Annotated in this window: 12 protein-coding genes; 4 read left to right on the top strand and 8 right to left on the bottom strand. The window is 72.9% G+C overall.

What is annotated here, in order from left to right; all coding sequences use genetic code 11:
• The first annotated feature begins 118 nt into the window (after positions 1 to 118).
• Positions 119 to 1141, top strand: coding sequence for an STM4015 family protein (locus QI554_RS36625; RefSeq protein ID WP_281476585.1), 1023 nt, complete (start codon positions 119 to 121; stop codon positions 1139 to 1141).
• A gap of 121 nt (positions 1142 to 1262) precedes the next feature.
• Here QI554_RS36625 and QI554_RS36620 read toward each other — a convergent pair whose 3' ends face one another.
• Positions 1263 to 2321 carry a saccharopine dehydrogenase family protein gene (locus QI554_RS36620; protein WP_281476583.1) on the bottom strand — a complete coding sequence of 353 codons (1059 nt, stop codon included), beginning with the start codon at positions 2319 to 2321 and terminating at the stop codon, positions 1263 to 1265.
• 107 nt (positions 2322 to 2428) lie between these two features.
• Between QI554_RS36620 and QI554_RS36615 the strand changes: the two genes are divergently transcribed.
• Positions 2429 to 3376, top strand: coding sequence for a helix-turn-helix domain-containing protein (locus QI554_RS36615; RefSeq protein WP_281476581.1), 948 nt, complete (start codon positions 2429 to 2431; stop codon positions 3374 to 3376).
• Between the two features lie 27 nt (positions 3377 to 3403).
• Here the strand turns inward: QI554_RS36615 and glmS are convergent, their stop codons facing one another.
• Positions 3404 to 5242 carry a glutamine--fructose-6-phosphate transaminase (isomerizing) gene (gene glmS / locus QI554_RS36610; RefSeq protein ID WP_281476579.1) on the bottom strand — a complete coding sequence of 613 codons (1839 nt, stop codon included), beginning with the start codon at positions 5240 to 5242 and terminating at the stop codon, positions 3404 to 3406.
• 11 nt (positions 5243 to 5253) lie between these two features.
• The gene (locus QI554_RS36605; protein ID WP_281476578.1) at positions 5254 to 5529 is read right to left on the bottom strand and encodes a hypothetical protein; all 276 of its coding nucleotides are present in this window, start codon (positions 5527 to 5529) and stop codon (positions 5254 to 5256) included.
• A gap of 248 nt (positions 5530 to 5777) precedes the next feature.
• On the opposite strand from QI554_RS36605, the gene QI554_RS36600 reads away from it, so the two are divergent.
• On the top strand, positions 5778 to 6227 hold the full coding sequence (locus QI554_RS36600) for an ATP-binding protein (protein WP_281476577.1): 450 nt from the start codon (positions 5778 to 5780) through the stop codon (positions 6225 to 6227).
• 8 nt (positions 6228 to 6235) lie between these two features.
• Here QI554_RS36600 and QI554_RS36595 read toward each other — a convergent pair whose 3' ends face one another.
• Positions 6236 to 7636: a S1C family serine protease gene (locus tag QI554_RS36595; protein ID WP_281476575.1), complete on the bottom strand. Its 1401-nt coding sequence runs from the start codon at positions 7634 to 7636 to the stop codon at positions 6236 to 6238.
• Between the two features lie 252 nt (positions 7637 to 7888).
• Here QI554_RS36595 and QI554_RS36590 point away from each other — a divergent pair, with 252 nt between their 5' ends.
• Positions 7889 to 9148, top strand: coding sequence for an acyltransferase family protein (locus QI554_RS36590; protein ID WP_281476573.1), 1260 nt, complete (start codon positions 7889 to 7891; stop codon positions 9146 to 9148).
• Here the strand turns inward: QI554_RS36590 and QI554_RS36585 are convergent.
• From QI554_RS36585 to QI554_RS36570, 4 genes are all read right to left on the bottom strand, one after another.
• Complete coding sequence (locus QI554_RS36585) at positions 9085 to 10107, bottom strand: LacI family DNA-binding transcriptional regulator (protein ID WP_281476572.1); 1023 nt, start codon at positions 10105 to 10107, stop codon at positions 9085 to 9087. The two genes, QI554_RS36590 and QI554_RS36585, sit on opposite strands and share 64 nt — an antisense overlap.
• 172 nt (positions 10108 to 10279) lie before the next feature.
• Complete coding sequence (locus QI554_RS36580; RefSeq protein ID WP_281476571.1) at positions 10280 to 11929, bottom strand: glycoside hydrolase family 13 protein; 1650 nt, start codon at positions 11927 to 11929, stop codon at positions 10280 to 10282.
• Positions 11930 to 11954: 25 nt separating this feature from the next.
• Positions 11955 to 12869, bottom strand: a complete 915-nt coding sequence (locus tag QI554_RS36575; protein WP_281476570.1) for a sugar ABC transporter permease — start codon at positions 12867 to 12869, stop codon at positions 11955 to 11957.
• Positions 12866 to 13801, bottom strand: a complete 936-nt coding sequence (locus tag QI554_RS36570; protein ID WP_281476568.1) for a carbohydrate ABC transporter permease — start codon at positions 13799 to 13801, stop codon at positions 12866 to 12868. The genes QI554_RS36575 and QI554_RS36570 overlap by 4 nt, the downstream gene beginning before the upstream one ends.
• Positions 13802 to 13818 lie beyond the last annotated feature (17 nt).

Here is a 13818-nt window from a genome sequence, read left to right as displayed (position 1 = left end):
GTGTGCCGCCGGGACGGGGTCGGCGCCCCCGTCCCGGGCAGACCCTAGACTGCGCCGCGTCATCCGAACGGCGCCGCCCACCTGCGGCGCATCCGAACACGGCAGCGGGGCAGACGACATGAGCATCCACGACCACCTGGCGGAACTCGGCGGTCTCGCCGTGCGGCCGTTCCTCGACTTCGACGTGATCGACGGCTGGGACGAGGACGACGACCGGGACGAGCGGTTCAAGGAGCTGTTCGCCGGGCTGCCGGACGCCGGCGCGGTGGCGTGGAAGGTCGGCACGTACTTCGACGCCGAGATCGACTTCGCCGAGGCGTTCTCGATGTTCCTGGACGCCGTCGACACCACGCGGGTGCGTGCGCTCGTCCTCGGCTACTGGGACACGGACATCCTCGACGACGCCGATCCCGTCGTCCCGCTGCTCGTGGAGCACGCCGACCGGTTCCCGGCGCTGCGGCACCTGTTCATCGGCGACATCGTCATGGAGGAGCACGAGATCTCGTGGATCCCGCCGGAGGACCTCACGGCGCTGCTCGCGGTCTACCCGGACCTCGAGGAGGTCGGACTGCGGTTCGGGCGGCGGAACTTCCGGGAGCCGCAGAGGATCCTGACGCCGCTGCGCCACGAACGCCTGCGTCGGCTGGTGCTGCAGACCGGCGGCATGCCCGCGGAGGTCGTGCGGGCGGTCGGGGCGTGTGACCTCCCGGCCGTGGAGGAGCTCGAACTGTGGCTCGGCGTCGAGGAGTACGGCGGCGACGCCACGGCCGCGGACCTCGCCGAGCTGCTGTCCGGCTCCCGCCTCCCGGCGCTGCGCCACCTCGGGCTCATGAACAGCGAGATCCAGGACGACGTGTGCGCCGCCGTCGCCGGCGCGGCCGTCGTCGCGCGGCTGACGTCGCTGGACCTGTCGATGGGCACGCTGTCGGACACCGGCGTCGAGGCGCTGCTCGCCGGACAGCCGCTGACCCATCTTCAGCGGTTGTCGCTGCGCCACCACTTCGTGAGCGAGGAGGCGGCGGAGCGGGTGCACCGCACGCTCGTTCCGGCCGGCGTCCAGGTGGACCTGTCCGACCGGCAGACCCCGTGGGACGATGCGGAAACGCCGGAGGCCGGCCGCTACACCGAGGTCGCCGAGTAGCCGGACGGCCGGGTGGTCACGTGGCCGCGTGGCCCGGTGGCCGCGCGGCCGCTCAGCGGTCGGCGTACGGGTCGGCGATCCCCCGCAACCGCGTGAAGATGTCCCGCTGTTGGGCCGCAGTTCAGCGCACGGCGTACGTGAGGTCGGTGACGGCGGCGAGGAAGTCCTCGGCGTCGAAGACCTCTCCCGGCGCGCGGACCCCGGTGGCCGTACCGTGCGGCGCGGTGCGGCTGTCCAGGACGCGCGCCACGGCCTCCGCGACCAGGGGGGCCGTGACGGCGTAGATGTCACGGCCGGTCGCGGAGGCGGCGCGGCGTTCGGCGCCCCGGCGCACCACGACGTCGACGAGGAAGGTCTGCGCGGAGCGGCCGTCCTCGTCGACCGCGGTGGGCGGCGGGGTGCCGGCGTCGCGCAGGTCGGACAGCGGCGCGTCGTTCATGTACGCGCGGACCTCGGGGGCCTTCAGGTGCCGCGAGATGACGATCTGGTCGGCCGTGCCCAGCGCGCGCACCGGCTGGGTGCCGGCCTCGCCGGGGAACTCCCAGTCCAGCGCGTCGGTCTGGTGGTCGTCGAAGGGCACCAGTTCGCCGCCGCTGACCGTCACCCGGTGGCCCGCGCTGCGCGCGCCCGCCTTGCGGGTGCCCTCCGTCGGGTGCCAGCTGTCCAGCGCGAACGCCACCGAGATCTCGTCGGCCGCGGCCCAGTCGCCCATCGCGAGGGTGGCCAGCAGGTCGGGGAGCGCGCCGAAGAAGCCGAGCGCCGGGAGGAACAGCAGCCCGCTGTCCGCGAGTCGGTCGCGGTAGGTCTCGAACGTGCGGCGGGTCACCGGCTGTTCGCCGGTGATGTCGATGTAGTGGACGCCGGCGCGCAGCGCGGCCTCGATCAGCGGCGGGGTGGTGTCGCCGAAGGGGCCTGCGGCGTTCACCACCAGCGAGGTTCCGGCGAGGAGCGCGTCCAGCGAGGCCGGGTCGTCGACCGAGGCGACGTGGACGCGGGCGTACGGGTGCGCCTCCGCCAGCGCCCGCATCCGCTCCGGGTCGCGTCCGCCGAGCGCGAGGCCGAAGCCGCGCCGGTGCAGCGTGTCGACGAGGAAGCGGGCGGTGTGTCCGTACGCGCCGAACAGGGCGACGGTGTGCCGCGGGGCGCCGGTGTTCGCGCCGCTGTTCGTGTCTGCGTTCATGTCTGCGTTCATGTCTGTGTTCGTGTCTGTGTTCATGTCATCGATCTTCGGCTCGGCGCCCCGCCGGGACGAGTGTCGCAACCGACGGCATGCGTACACTTTCGGACATGACCCTGGTGGCGATGCCCGTGTACGACGGCGCGATGCTCTTCGAGGCGAGCATCGCCGGGGAGGTCTTCGGCATGCCCCGGCCGCACCTCGCCGACCCGTGGTACGACTTCGCGGTGTGCGGCCCGCCCGGCGCCCGGCTCGGCTGGCTGAGCGTCGACGCGCCGCACGGGCTCGACCGGCTGGCCCGCGCCGACACGGTGATCGTCCCGTCCTGCGACGACATCGAGGCCGGCCCGCCCGCCGACCTGCTCGACGCGTTGCGCGCGGCCCACGCGCGCGGCGCCCGCATCGCGTCGCTCTGCACCGGCTCCTTCGTCCTCGCCGCCGCCGGCCTGCTCGACGGACGGCGCGCCACCACGCACTGGATGCACGCCGACCGGCTCGCCGAGCGCTACCCGAAGGTGCGCGTCGACGCCGACGTCCTCTACACCGACGACGGCCGGATCCTGACCGCCGCCGGAAAAGCCGCCGCCATGGACCTCAGCCTGCACCTGGTGCGCCTCGACCACGGCACCGCCGTCGCCAACGCGCTCGCCCGCACCCTGGTCGTACCGCCGCACCGCGAGGGCGGCCAGGCGCAGTTCATCGCCGCCCCCGTCCCGAAGCACACCGGCGACGGAATCGCCGACCTCCAGCACTGGGCGCTCGACCGGCTGCACGAACCGCTCACCGTCCAAGACCTCGCCGACCGGGCCGGCATGAGCACCCGCCACCTGACCCGGCACTTCCACCAGAGCACCGGCGTGACCCCGCTGCGGTGGCTGCACGCGCAGCGCATCCGGCGCGCGCAGGAGCTGCTGGAGACCACCGACACCGCCGTCGAACGCATCGCCGCGCGCACCGGCATGGGCACCGCCACCACGCTGCGCCGCCACTTCCACCGGGCGGTCGGCGTCCCGCCGGACACCTACCGGCGGACCTTCCGGGGGCGGGACGCGTCGTAACCCGCCCCGCCCCCGGGGCAGGTCAGGTCACTCCACGGTCACGCTCTTGGCGAGGTTCCGCGGCCGGTCGACGTCGCGGCCCAGGGCGAGCGCCGCGTGGTACGCGAACAGCTGCAGCGGGATGTTCAGCAGCACCGCGTCCAGCACCGGCTCGCTCTTCGGCACGACCACCGTGTGCTCCGCCAACGCGGGGTCGATCTCGCGGTGCGCGACCGCGAGCACCCGCCCGGCCCGCGTGCGGATCTCGCCGAGCGTGGTGAGGTTCTTGTCGAACAGCTCGTCGTCCGGCACGACGGCCACGGTCGGCAGCTCCGGCCCGATCAGTGCCAGCGGGCCGTGCTTGAGCTCGCTCGCCGGGTACGCCTCGGCGTGGATGTAGCTGATCTCCTTGAGCTTCTGCGCGGCCTCGCGCGCCACGGGGAACCCGCGCACCCGGCCGATGAACATCATCGAGCCGCTCTTGGCGTGCTCCGACGCGTACTCGGCGGCCAGCGCCGCGATCCGCTCCTCCTGCGCGAGGATCTCCCGGATCTGCCCGGGCAGCGCGTCCAACGCCTCCACCAGCCGCCCGCCCGCCGCCGGCGACAGGTCCTGGATGCGGCCGAAGTGCAGCGCCAGCAGGGCGAACGCCACGATCGTCGAGGTGAACGCCTTCGTCGACGCCACCGACACCTCGGGGCCCGCGTGCAGGTACACGCCGCCGTCGCACTCGCGCGCGATGGCGCTGCCCACGGAGTTGACCACGCCCAGCACCCGGCCGCCCTTGCGCTTGACCTCCTTCACGGCGGCCAGCGTGTCGTACGTCTCCCCGGACTGGCTCACCGCGATGTACAGCGTGTCCGACTCGATCACCGGGTTGCGGTAGCGGAACTCCGAGGCGGGCTCGCTGCTCGCCGGCATCCGGGCCAGGTCCTCGATCAGCTGCGCGCCGATCTCCCCCGCGTAGTACGCCGATCCGCAGCCCAGGATCTTGATCCGGCGCACCTCGCGCAGCTCGCGCGCGCCCAGGTTCAGGCCGCCCAGGTGCGCGGTGGCGAACCGGCGGTCGAGGCGGCCGCGCAGCGTGCGCTCGACCGCGTCGGGCTGCTCGTGGATCTCCTTCGCGAGGAAGTGCGCGTGCCCGGCGGTGTCGAACTCGACGACCTCCATGTCGACCTCGGACGGCGTGCGATGCGTGGCGCGGGCCTCCTCGTTGAACGTCCGGTAGCCGGACGCCCGCACGACCGCCAGCTCGCCGTCCTCCAGGTGCACCACCTGGCGGGTGTACGCGACGAACGCGGTGACGTCGGACGCGACGAACATCTCCTTCTCGCCGACCCCGAGCACCAGCGGGCTGCCGTTGCGGGCCACCACGACCACGCCCGGCTCGCTGACGTCGACGACGGCGATCCCGTACGTCCCCACCACGCGGCGCAGTGTCGACCTGACGGCCTCCTCCAGGCCGGCCCCGCGCTCCGCGTACTGCGCGACCAGGTGCGCCAGCACCTCGGTGTCCGTCTGCGAGCGGAACTCGACGCCGTCGGCGGCCAGCGCGGCGCGCAGCTCGTCGGCGTTCTCGATGACGCCGTTGTGCACGACCGCGATGCGCTCGGCGGTGTCGGTGTGCGGGTGCGCGTTGACGTCGTTCGGCTCGCCGTGGGTCGCCCAGCGCGTGTGCCCGATGCCGGACGTGCCCTTGAACCGCGCGGGCAGGCTCGCGGCGAGCTCGGCGACGCGCAGCTTGGCCTTGTGCACCTTGAGCGCCCCGGAGCGGGTCACCACCGCGACGCCGGCCGAGTCGTAGCCGCGGTACTCGAGGCGTTGCAGCCCCTCGAGCAGGACGGGCGCGGCGTCCTGCGGTCCTACGTACGCGACGATTCCACACATGCGGCGGCTCCTTAGCCGTAGACGATGCGGCGCAGCTGACGCGTCGTGAACTCCGGCGCGGCGACCCGGCGCAGCTCCAGCTCGGCGCCCACCCTGGGGAAGATCTCCTCGTTGGTGAGGCCTTGGCGCTGCAGCTCGCGGTGCCTGCGGCGGACGAAGTCGACGGCGTCCTCGGCGAAGTAGGCCAGCACGTCCGCCACGACGCGCGCCGCCTCCCCGGGCGTGAGCGGACCGTGTCGGCTGAGATGGTCGATCAGGTCCTCGAACGGATGGGAAGCGTTGGCCACGAGCGTCGACAGTAGAGATCGAGGTGCCGCGAAGCCAAGGTTCCTGCCCGGAATCGGGCACGAACCGGCGGGACGGAGCGGATGGTCGCGGACCGCAAAACGAAGTAATGCGTGCATACGTGACGAACGGGCAGCGTGCGGGGGACGATCCCCGGCGCCCGCGGGACCTTGGGCTCCATCGGTGCGTGGGCGGCGGCGGGTAGTCCTGATGCAGGACGAAAAATCGCATCCGACCCGGAGAACGCCCCATGTCGAAGCGGCGGTACACCACATACCTCCCCGGCGCGCCACCCGCCAGCAAGGCGTGTTGGGCGCTCCCGGCCACCCCGGAGGGGGCCAGACGCGGCCGACGGCTGCTCGGCGAGTGCCTGAACCGGTGGCGCGTGGGCCCGCACACGGTCGCCGACGCCGAGATCATCGCCGCCGAGTACCTCGCCAACGCCGCGCTGCACAGCGGCAGCCGCACCCCGCACGGCATGGTCCTGAGCGTCCACACCGGACACCGGGACGCCGGCCCCTACCTGCGCGTCGAGGTCGCCGACCGCGGCACGTGGAAGCCGCCCGCGCCGCGGCTCGAGCCCGACCACCGCGCGGAGAGCGGCCGCGGCGTCGCCATGGTCGCCCACCTGGCGAGCGACTACGGCCTCCTGCACCAGCCCGCCGAGGGCACCCGCGCCTGGGCCGAACTGCCGTTGTAGCCGACGCGTCAGGACGGCTCGCCGGCGCGCTGGCCCAGCGTCACGTCGACCGTGTGCTCCGTGCCGCCCCGGGTGTAGGTCAGCTTCACCTGGTCGCCCGGCTTGTGGCTCCACACCTCGCTGAGCAGGCTGCGGTAGTCGGCGACCGGCTGCCCGTCGATCTTCGTGACGACGTCGCCGGACTGGAGGCCCGCCTTCGCCGCGGGACCGCTGACCGGCGCCTGGCCGTCCGAGCCGCCGCCCGCGACGCGGGCGCCCGCGCCCTGGTACGACGCGTCCGGCAGCACGCCGAGCTGCGCGTACGTCGCGTGCCCGTCCTGGATGAGCTGGTCGGCCACCCACTTGGCCTGGTTGATCGGGATCGCGAAGCCGAGGCCGATGCTGCCGGGCTGGCCGCCGCTCTGCGCGCCGCCGGAACCGCCGTTGTCGGTCGACTGGATCGCCGAGTTCACGCCGATGACCCGGCCCTGCGCGTCCAGCAGCGGGCCGCCGGAGTTGCCCGGGTTGAGCGGGGCGTCCGTCTGCAGAGCGTTCATGTACGACTGCTGCCCGTCGCCGCCCGACGCCACCGGCCGGTTCTTGGCGCTGATGATGCCGCTGGTGACGGTGTTGTCCAGCCCGAACGGCGCGCCGATCGCCACCGCCGCGTCGCCGACCGCGACGCTGTCGCTGTCGCCGAGTGCCAGCGGCTGCAGGTTCTTGACGCCCTCGACCTTGACCACCGCGAGGTCGTAGCCGGGCGCCGTGCCGACGACCGTGCCGGTCACCGTGGTGCCGTCCGAGAAGATCACCTGCACCTTGCCTCCGGCGGCGGCTCCGGACACCACGTGGTTGTTGGTGAGGATGTTGCCGTCCTTGTCGAGCACGAAGCCCGCGCCGGTGCTCTCGCCGCCCTGCTGCTGGACCTTGATCGTGACCGTGCCGGGGATCGTCCTGGCCGCGATGCCCGCGACCGAGTCCGGCGCCCGGCTCCCGGCCGCCGCCTGGTCGGCCTTGTTCGCGCCGGACCCGCCCCCGGCCGTGGCGGAGGACGACGACGACGACCCGTCCCGGTCGATCGCCCACCCGGCGATCCCGCCGCCGACCCCGCCGGCCAGCAACGCGGCCGCGGCCACGGCGGCGACCAGCGGCGTGACACCGCGCCGCCGCGCGGTACCCGGCGGCGCCGGTGCCGGGGCGGCTCCGGGTAGAGCCCATCCGGCTCCGGGCTGCGGCCGCCCCTCGGCGGGAGCCTCGCCCGCGCCGGGCGGCGGGGGCGTGGGGCCGCCCCACGTCGCGCCAGGCGGTGCGGGCGGCACCGGCGGCGGCGTCTCGGGCCGCGGCGGCGGGCCCTGCGGGGGCTCGGCCCCGCCGTACCCCTGCCGCCCCGCCTCGTTCCCGCCGCCCGCGTCGGTCTCGTGGTTCTGCATGGTCGTCCTCCTGGACTCGGTGTTGTGACCTCTTGCCTTCACCCTCCTCTACGCCCGGTTTAGTCCCGGTTAGTAAGGATTCCGTCAGTGTCGGCCGGGCCACCGCCCTCCCGCCCCCGGCCGCGGGGACCTCCGTCCCGCCCGCGACGGCCGAAGGTCCGCCGGATCGGCGCCGAAGGGACCTTGTGGCCGCGCTGTGCGCCGTCCGGGTGACCGGTGGTCGGGTCGTCGGTGCCAACGGGAAGCAGCCTGGTGAACGCCGTCGTTGGGGGAGCCTTGCCGAAGAACGCCGAGCCCGGGGGCAGCAGCGGTCCGCAGCCCGCGCCGGAAGACGGCACGGCGCGGCGGAACGCCGCCGGACCCGCCGGACCCGCCGGACCCGCCGGCACCGACGGCTTCGCGCTCGTGCGTATGGCCGCCGCGACGGCCGTGCTCGTCGACCACGCCGTGCCGCTCACCGGCAACGGCCTCGGACTGCTGCCCCAGGAGTGGCTCGGCATCAACCTCGGCGCATGGGCGGTGTCGGCGTTCATGGCGATCAGCGGCTACTTCGTCTGCCGGAGCTGGGAGCGCGACCCGTCGGTGTGGCGCTACCTCGTGCGCCGGTTCCTGCGCATCTATCCGGCGCTCGTGGTCCTGCTCCTGCTCACCGTGTTCGCGCTCGGCCCGTGGGTGACGTCGCTGCCCGTCGGCGCGTACTTCGCGCACCCGCTCACGTGGGACTACCTCACCGACAACCTCATGGTCTTCCCGACGGCGTACTTCCTGCCCGGGGTCTTCGAGGGCAGCCCGAACGTCGGCGCGGTGAACGGGTCGCTGTGGAGCCTGCCCGTCGAGGTGTTCGGCTACGGGCTCGTCGTCGTGCTCGGTGTCGTCGGCGGCCTGCGGCACCGCTGGATGACCGTGGCCGCGGCGCTCCTGTGCTCGACGGCGCTCGCGCGCTTCATGACGGACCAGTGGAATCCGGGGCCGTCCCTGCTGCTCATGCCGACGAAGGCGCTGCTGCAGATGGTGCCGATCTACCTGTACGGCATGGCGCTGTACCTGTACCGCGACAGGGTCCGTCTCTCGTGGTGGGGCGTCGCGGCCTGCGTCGGCGTCGAGGTGGTCTTCTTCGGCAGCCCGCTCGTCGAGGTCACGCGCGGGGTCACGCTCGCGTACCTCCCGCTGGCGGCCGGCGCCCTGCTGCCGCGGCGGATCCCGCTGCCGGCCACGGTCGGGCTGGCCAGCTACGGCGTCTACCTGTACGGCTTCCCGGTCGAGCAGCTGCTGGTCTGGTACGGCGTGCGCGACATGTACCTGCTGATGCTGCTCGCGACCGTCGTCACCCTCCCGCTCGCGATGCTGTCCTGGCGGCTGGTGGAGCGGCCCGCCATGGAGTTCCGGTCCGTGCTCTTCCGCCGGGCCCGCGTGTGGCGGGCCCGGTCACGGGGTGAGCGCGCGGACGGTCAGCCGGCCGCGGGCCTCGGCACCGCGCCCGTCGAACCGCGCACGACCAGCTCGGGGCGGTAGACGAACTCGGAGCGCGGCGCCGGTATGCCGTTCAGCTCGTCGAGGAGCGCCCGCACCGCGGCGAGGCCCATGTCGCGGACCGGCTGCCGGATCGTGGTCAGCGGCGGGCAGGTGTACGCCATCAGCGGCGAGTCGTCGAAGCCCACGACGGAGAGGTCGTGCGGAACGGCCAGCCCGCGCTCGCGCGCCGCGTCCATCGCGCCGAGCGCCATCAGGTCGCTGCCGCAGACCAGCGCCGTGGCGCCGCGGTCGAGCAGCGAGCGGGCCGCGGCCGCGCCGCCCTCGAAGGAGAACAGCGTGTTCTCGACGAGCAGTTCCGACTCGCCGACACCGGCGAGGTCGGCCATCGCGCGCGTGAAGCCCTCGATCTTGCGGATGACCGGCGTGAAGCGCCGCGGCCCCGACAGCAGGCCGATGCGCTGGTGCCCCAGCTCGACCAGGTGGGACACCGCCAGGCGCATCGCCAGCCGGTCGTCGCAGGAGATGAACGGTGCGTCGACGCCTTCCGCGTAGCCGTTGATCATGACCGCCGGCACGCCCTGCCCGGTGACCTTGGCGTACCGCTCGACGCCCGCGGTGGTGTCGGCGTGCATGCCGGAGACATAGATGATGCCGACCACGCCGCGCTCGAGCAGCAGGTCGGTGAAGTCGTCCTCGGTGGTGCCGCCGGGGGTCTGCGTGCACAGCACCGCGGTGAACTCGCGCTGCGTCAGCGACCGCTCGATGACCTGCGCGAAGGCGGGGAAGATCGGGTTGTCCAGCTCGGGCGTGATGAGCCCGACCAGCCCGGCGCTGCGCCGCCGCAGCCGGGTGGGCCGCTCGTACCCGAGCAGGTCCAGCGCGGCCAGCACCGACTGCCGGGTCGCGGCGGAGACCCCGGGCTTGCCGTTGAGCACCCGGCTGACCGTCGCCTCGCTCACACCGGCATGAGTGGCGATGTCGGAGAGGCGTGCGGTCATGGGTGAAGACTGTAGTGGAGGCCGGGCGGCGCTGGGCATGATGCGGTCCTCGAAGGCAAGGCCGGGCGGCGCGGATTTCCGGCGGATTTCCGGCCGCCCGGCCCAACGGGGTTGAGCGGTACGGGCAGTGACGTCAGGTCAGACAGTCTCGCCTAGGAGTGCCTGTAGGTGCTTACGGGTGCGGTACCGAGCACCACACGGCCGTCGCCGCGGCCAGCACCAGGGCGCCGTCCTCGACGTCGACGGGCCCGCTCGCCAGCAGCACGTCGCCGTACGCCGGAAGCCGCACCGCGGCGTCCGAGGTGTTGACCGCGCACACGAACCCGGTGCCGCGCGCGAAGACCAGGCAGCCCTCGGGCGCGTCGAGCCAGCGCAGCGTCGTCCGGTCGCCGAGCGCCGCCAGCTCGCGCCGCAGCCGCAGCGCGCGCCGGTACAGCGACAGCGTCGAGTCGGGGTCGCCGGCCTGCGCCTCGACGGTCAGGTCGCGCCACGAGGCCGGCATCGGCAGCCACGTGTCGCTCGAGCCCGGCGCCCCGAACCCGAACGGCGGCTCCTGCCCGCCCCACGGGATCGGCACGCGGCAGCCGTCGCGGCCGCGCTCCGTGTGCCCGGACCGCTCCCACTGCGGGTCCTGGAGCACCTCGTCGGGCAGGTCGGTCACCTCGGGCAGGCCGAGTTCGTCGCCCTGGTAGATGTACGCCGACCCGGGCAGCGCCAGCATCAGCAGCGCCGCCGCACGGGCCCGGGCCAGGCCGAGCGCGCCGCCGCCGTACCGGGTCACGTGCCGGGTGACGTCGTGGTTCGACAGCACCCACGTGGCCGGGGCGTCCACCGGCGCGAGTCCTGCGACGGTGGCGTCGACGACCTCGCGCAGCGCGCCGGCCTCGAAGTCGGCGCTCAGGTAGTGGAAGTTGAACGCCTGGTGCAGCTCGTCGCCGCGCAGGTAGCGGGCGAGCCGCTCCGCCGACGGCACCCACGCCTCGGCGACGCCGATGCGGTCGCCGTCGAACGAGTCGAGCAGCGCCCGCCATTCGCGGTAGACCTCGTGCACCTCGTCGCGGTCGAAGTAGGGGAGCGCCTCGCTGCCGAGCAGCGCGATCTGCCCACTGCGGCCGATGTCGGCGAGCGCGGGGTCCTTGAACATGCCGTGCGCGACGTCGACGCGGAAGCCGTCGACGCCGAGCCGCAGCCAGAACGTGAGGATGTCCAGGAACTCGGCGCGCACCTCGGCGTTGTGCCAGTTCAGGTCCGGCTGTTCGGGCGCGAACAGGTGCAGGTACCACTCGCCGGAGTCGGGGCGCTCGCGCGTCCACGCGGCACCGCCGAACACGGACTCCCAGTCGTTGGGCGGGAGTTCGCCGTCGGTGCCGCGGCCGGGGCGGAACATGTAGCGGTCGCGGGCGGCGGAGCCGGGCTCGGCGGCGAGCGCCTCGCGGAACCACGCGTGCCGGTCGGAGGTGTGGTTCGGGACGATGTCGACGATGACCCGCAGGCCGAGCGCGTGGGCTTCGCGCACGAGCGCGTCGATGTCGCCGAGCGTGCCGAACGACGGGTCCACCGCGCGGTAGTCGGCCACGTCGTAGCCGCCGTCCGCCATCGGCGACTCGTAGAACGGGGTGATCCACAGCGCGTCGACGCCGAGGCTGTGCAGGTACGGCAGCCGGGTCCGGATGCCGAGCAGGTCGCCGACGCCGTCGCCGTTGCCGTCGGCGAAGCTGCGGACGTAGACCTGGTAGATGACCGCGTCGCGCCACCAGCGGTCGGCCGTGCGTTCGGCCGCTTCGAGGTGCCGGGATTGACGCAGCGTCAGAGGGGCTTCCATGTGCTTCCTCGGGTCGGGGGCGTGCTCAGGACTTGGTGCTGCCGGCGGTCAGGCCGGAGACCAGGTGCCGTTGGACGAAGAAGAACAGCGCGGCGGCGGGCAGCGTGATCAGGACCGAGGCGGCCGTCATCATGCCCCACTCGCTCTTGAACTGGCCGATCCACGTGCCCATGCCGACCGGCAGCGTGTAGTGCGCGTCGTCGGACATGAGCGTGCGGGCGAACGCGATCTCCGCCCACGCGGTCAGGAACGTGTAGAAGCCGGTGACCGCCAGGCCGGGCTTGGCGAGCGGCAGGACGAGCCGCCAGAACGTGCCGAACGGGGTGAGCCCGTCGACGCGCCCGGCCTCGTCGATCTCCCTGGGGATCGTGTCGAAGTAGCCCTTGAGCATCCATGCGCAGAACGGCACCGCCACCGTGCAGTTCACCAGGATCAGCGCGCCGTACGTGTTGGTCATGTGCAGCTTGGTCAGGATCGTGTAGACGGGCACGATGAGCACCGCGACCGGGAACATCTGGGTGACCAGGAAGGTCCACATCAGCGCGCGGTGGCCGGGGAACCGCAGCCGGGACACCGCGTAGCCGGCGCTCGCCGAGATGAACACGCCGACGACGGTGGTCCCGACCGACACGACGGCGGAGTTGAGGAACCAGGTGGTGAACGAGCTGTCGCCGAGCACCTTGGTGTAGTTGTCGAGCGACAGGCCGCTGAAGTCGCCGGTGCGCTGCCAGTGGTCGTCCGGCTTGAGCGACGTCAGCGCGACCCACACGACGGGGAAGACCGCGATGAGGCTCGCGCATATGAGCGTCGCGTGCAGGGCTATGGACGCGCCGCGGGAGCGGTGGCCCCACGCCTTGGGGCGCTTGGCGGCCGCGCGCGGCGCGGCCGCTTCGGCGTTTGCGGGGGCGGTGTCCCGGGTCGTAGGCGTCAAGGTGCTCATGCCGCGGCCTCCTGCCGGCGGTCCAGCGTGCGTCGGTAGGCGGTCGCGATGACCAGCAGCATGGAGAGGATGATCGTTCCGTACGTGGCGGCCATCGCGTAGTCGCGCACGTTCGCGAACCCGAGCTTGTAGGCGTAGGTGACCAGCAGTTCGCTGGACCCGAACGGGCCGCCCTCGGTCACCAGGTAGATGACGCCGAACTGGTTGAACGTCCAGATGATGCCGAGCAGCACGACCGTCGAGCTGACCGGCCGCAGGCCCGGCAGGGTCACGTGCCGGAACCGCTGCCAGGCGGTCGCGCCGTCGAGCGCCGCCGCCTCGTACTGCTCCTTCGGGATCGCCTGGAGCCCGCCGAGCAGCGCCACCATGACGAACGGCACGCCGACCCACACGTTCACCATGATCACCGCGAGCTTGGCGGTGGTCGGCTGGCCCAGCCAGTCGACGCCGCCGATGCCGACGCCCTCGAGGACCGCGTTGATCACGCCGTTGTCCTTGTTGAGCATCAGCCGCCACGCGAACGCCGACACGAACACCGGCACGGCCCACGGCACCACGAGCAGCACCCGGTACAGGCCCGACATCCGCATCGGCCGGTTGAGCAGCATCGCGAGGCCGAGGCCCAGCGAGTAGTGCAGGGCGACGCACGCGACGGTCCACGTCAGCGTCCACGTCAGCCGGGCGTAGAACTCCCCGTCCGCGCCGCTGAGGACGTCGATGTAGTTGTCCAGGCCGACGAACGTGAAGCTGGCCGGGATGTGGTTGACGCCGATCGTGCGCCCCATGTTGGCCTCGTTGATGTCCGTCAACGAGTAGTAGAGGCCCTGCACGAGCGGATAGACGACGATCACGCCGAGCACCAGCACGACGGGGGCGATCATCGCCCACGCGTACCAGCGCTCGTCGTACGACCTGCGCAGCTTGGAAATCATGGGGTCCTGCCGGGGCC

Source organism: Yinghuangia seranimata, from assembly GCF_029953285.1.
Lineage (GTDB): Bacteria > Actinomycetota > Actinomycetes > Streptomycetales > Streptomycetaceae > Yinghuangia > Yinghuangia seranimata.
This window is presented reverse-complemented; position numbering and strand designations above follow the sequence as displayed.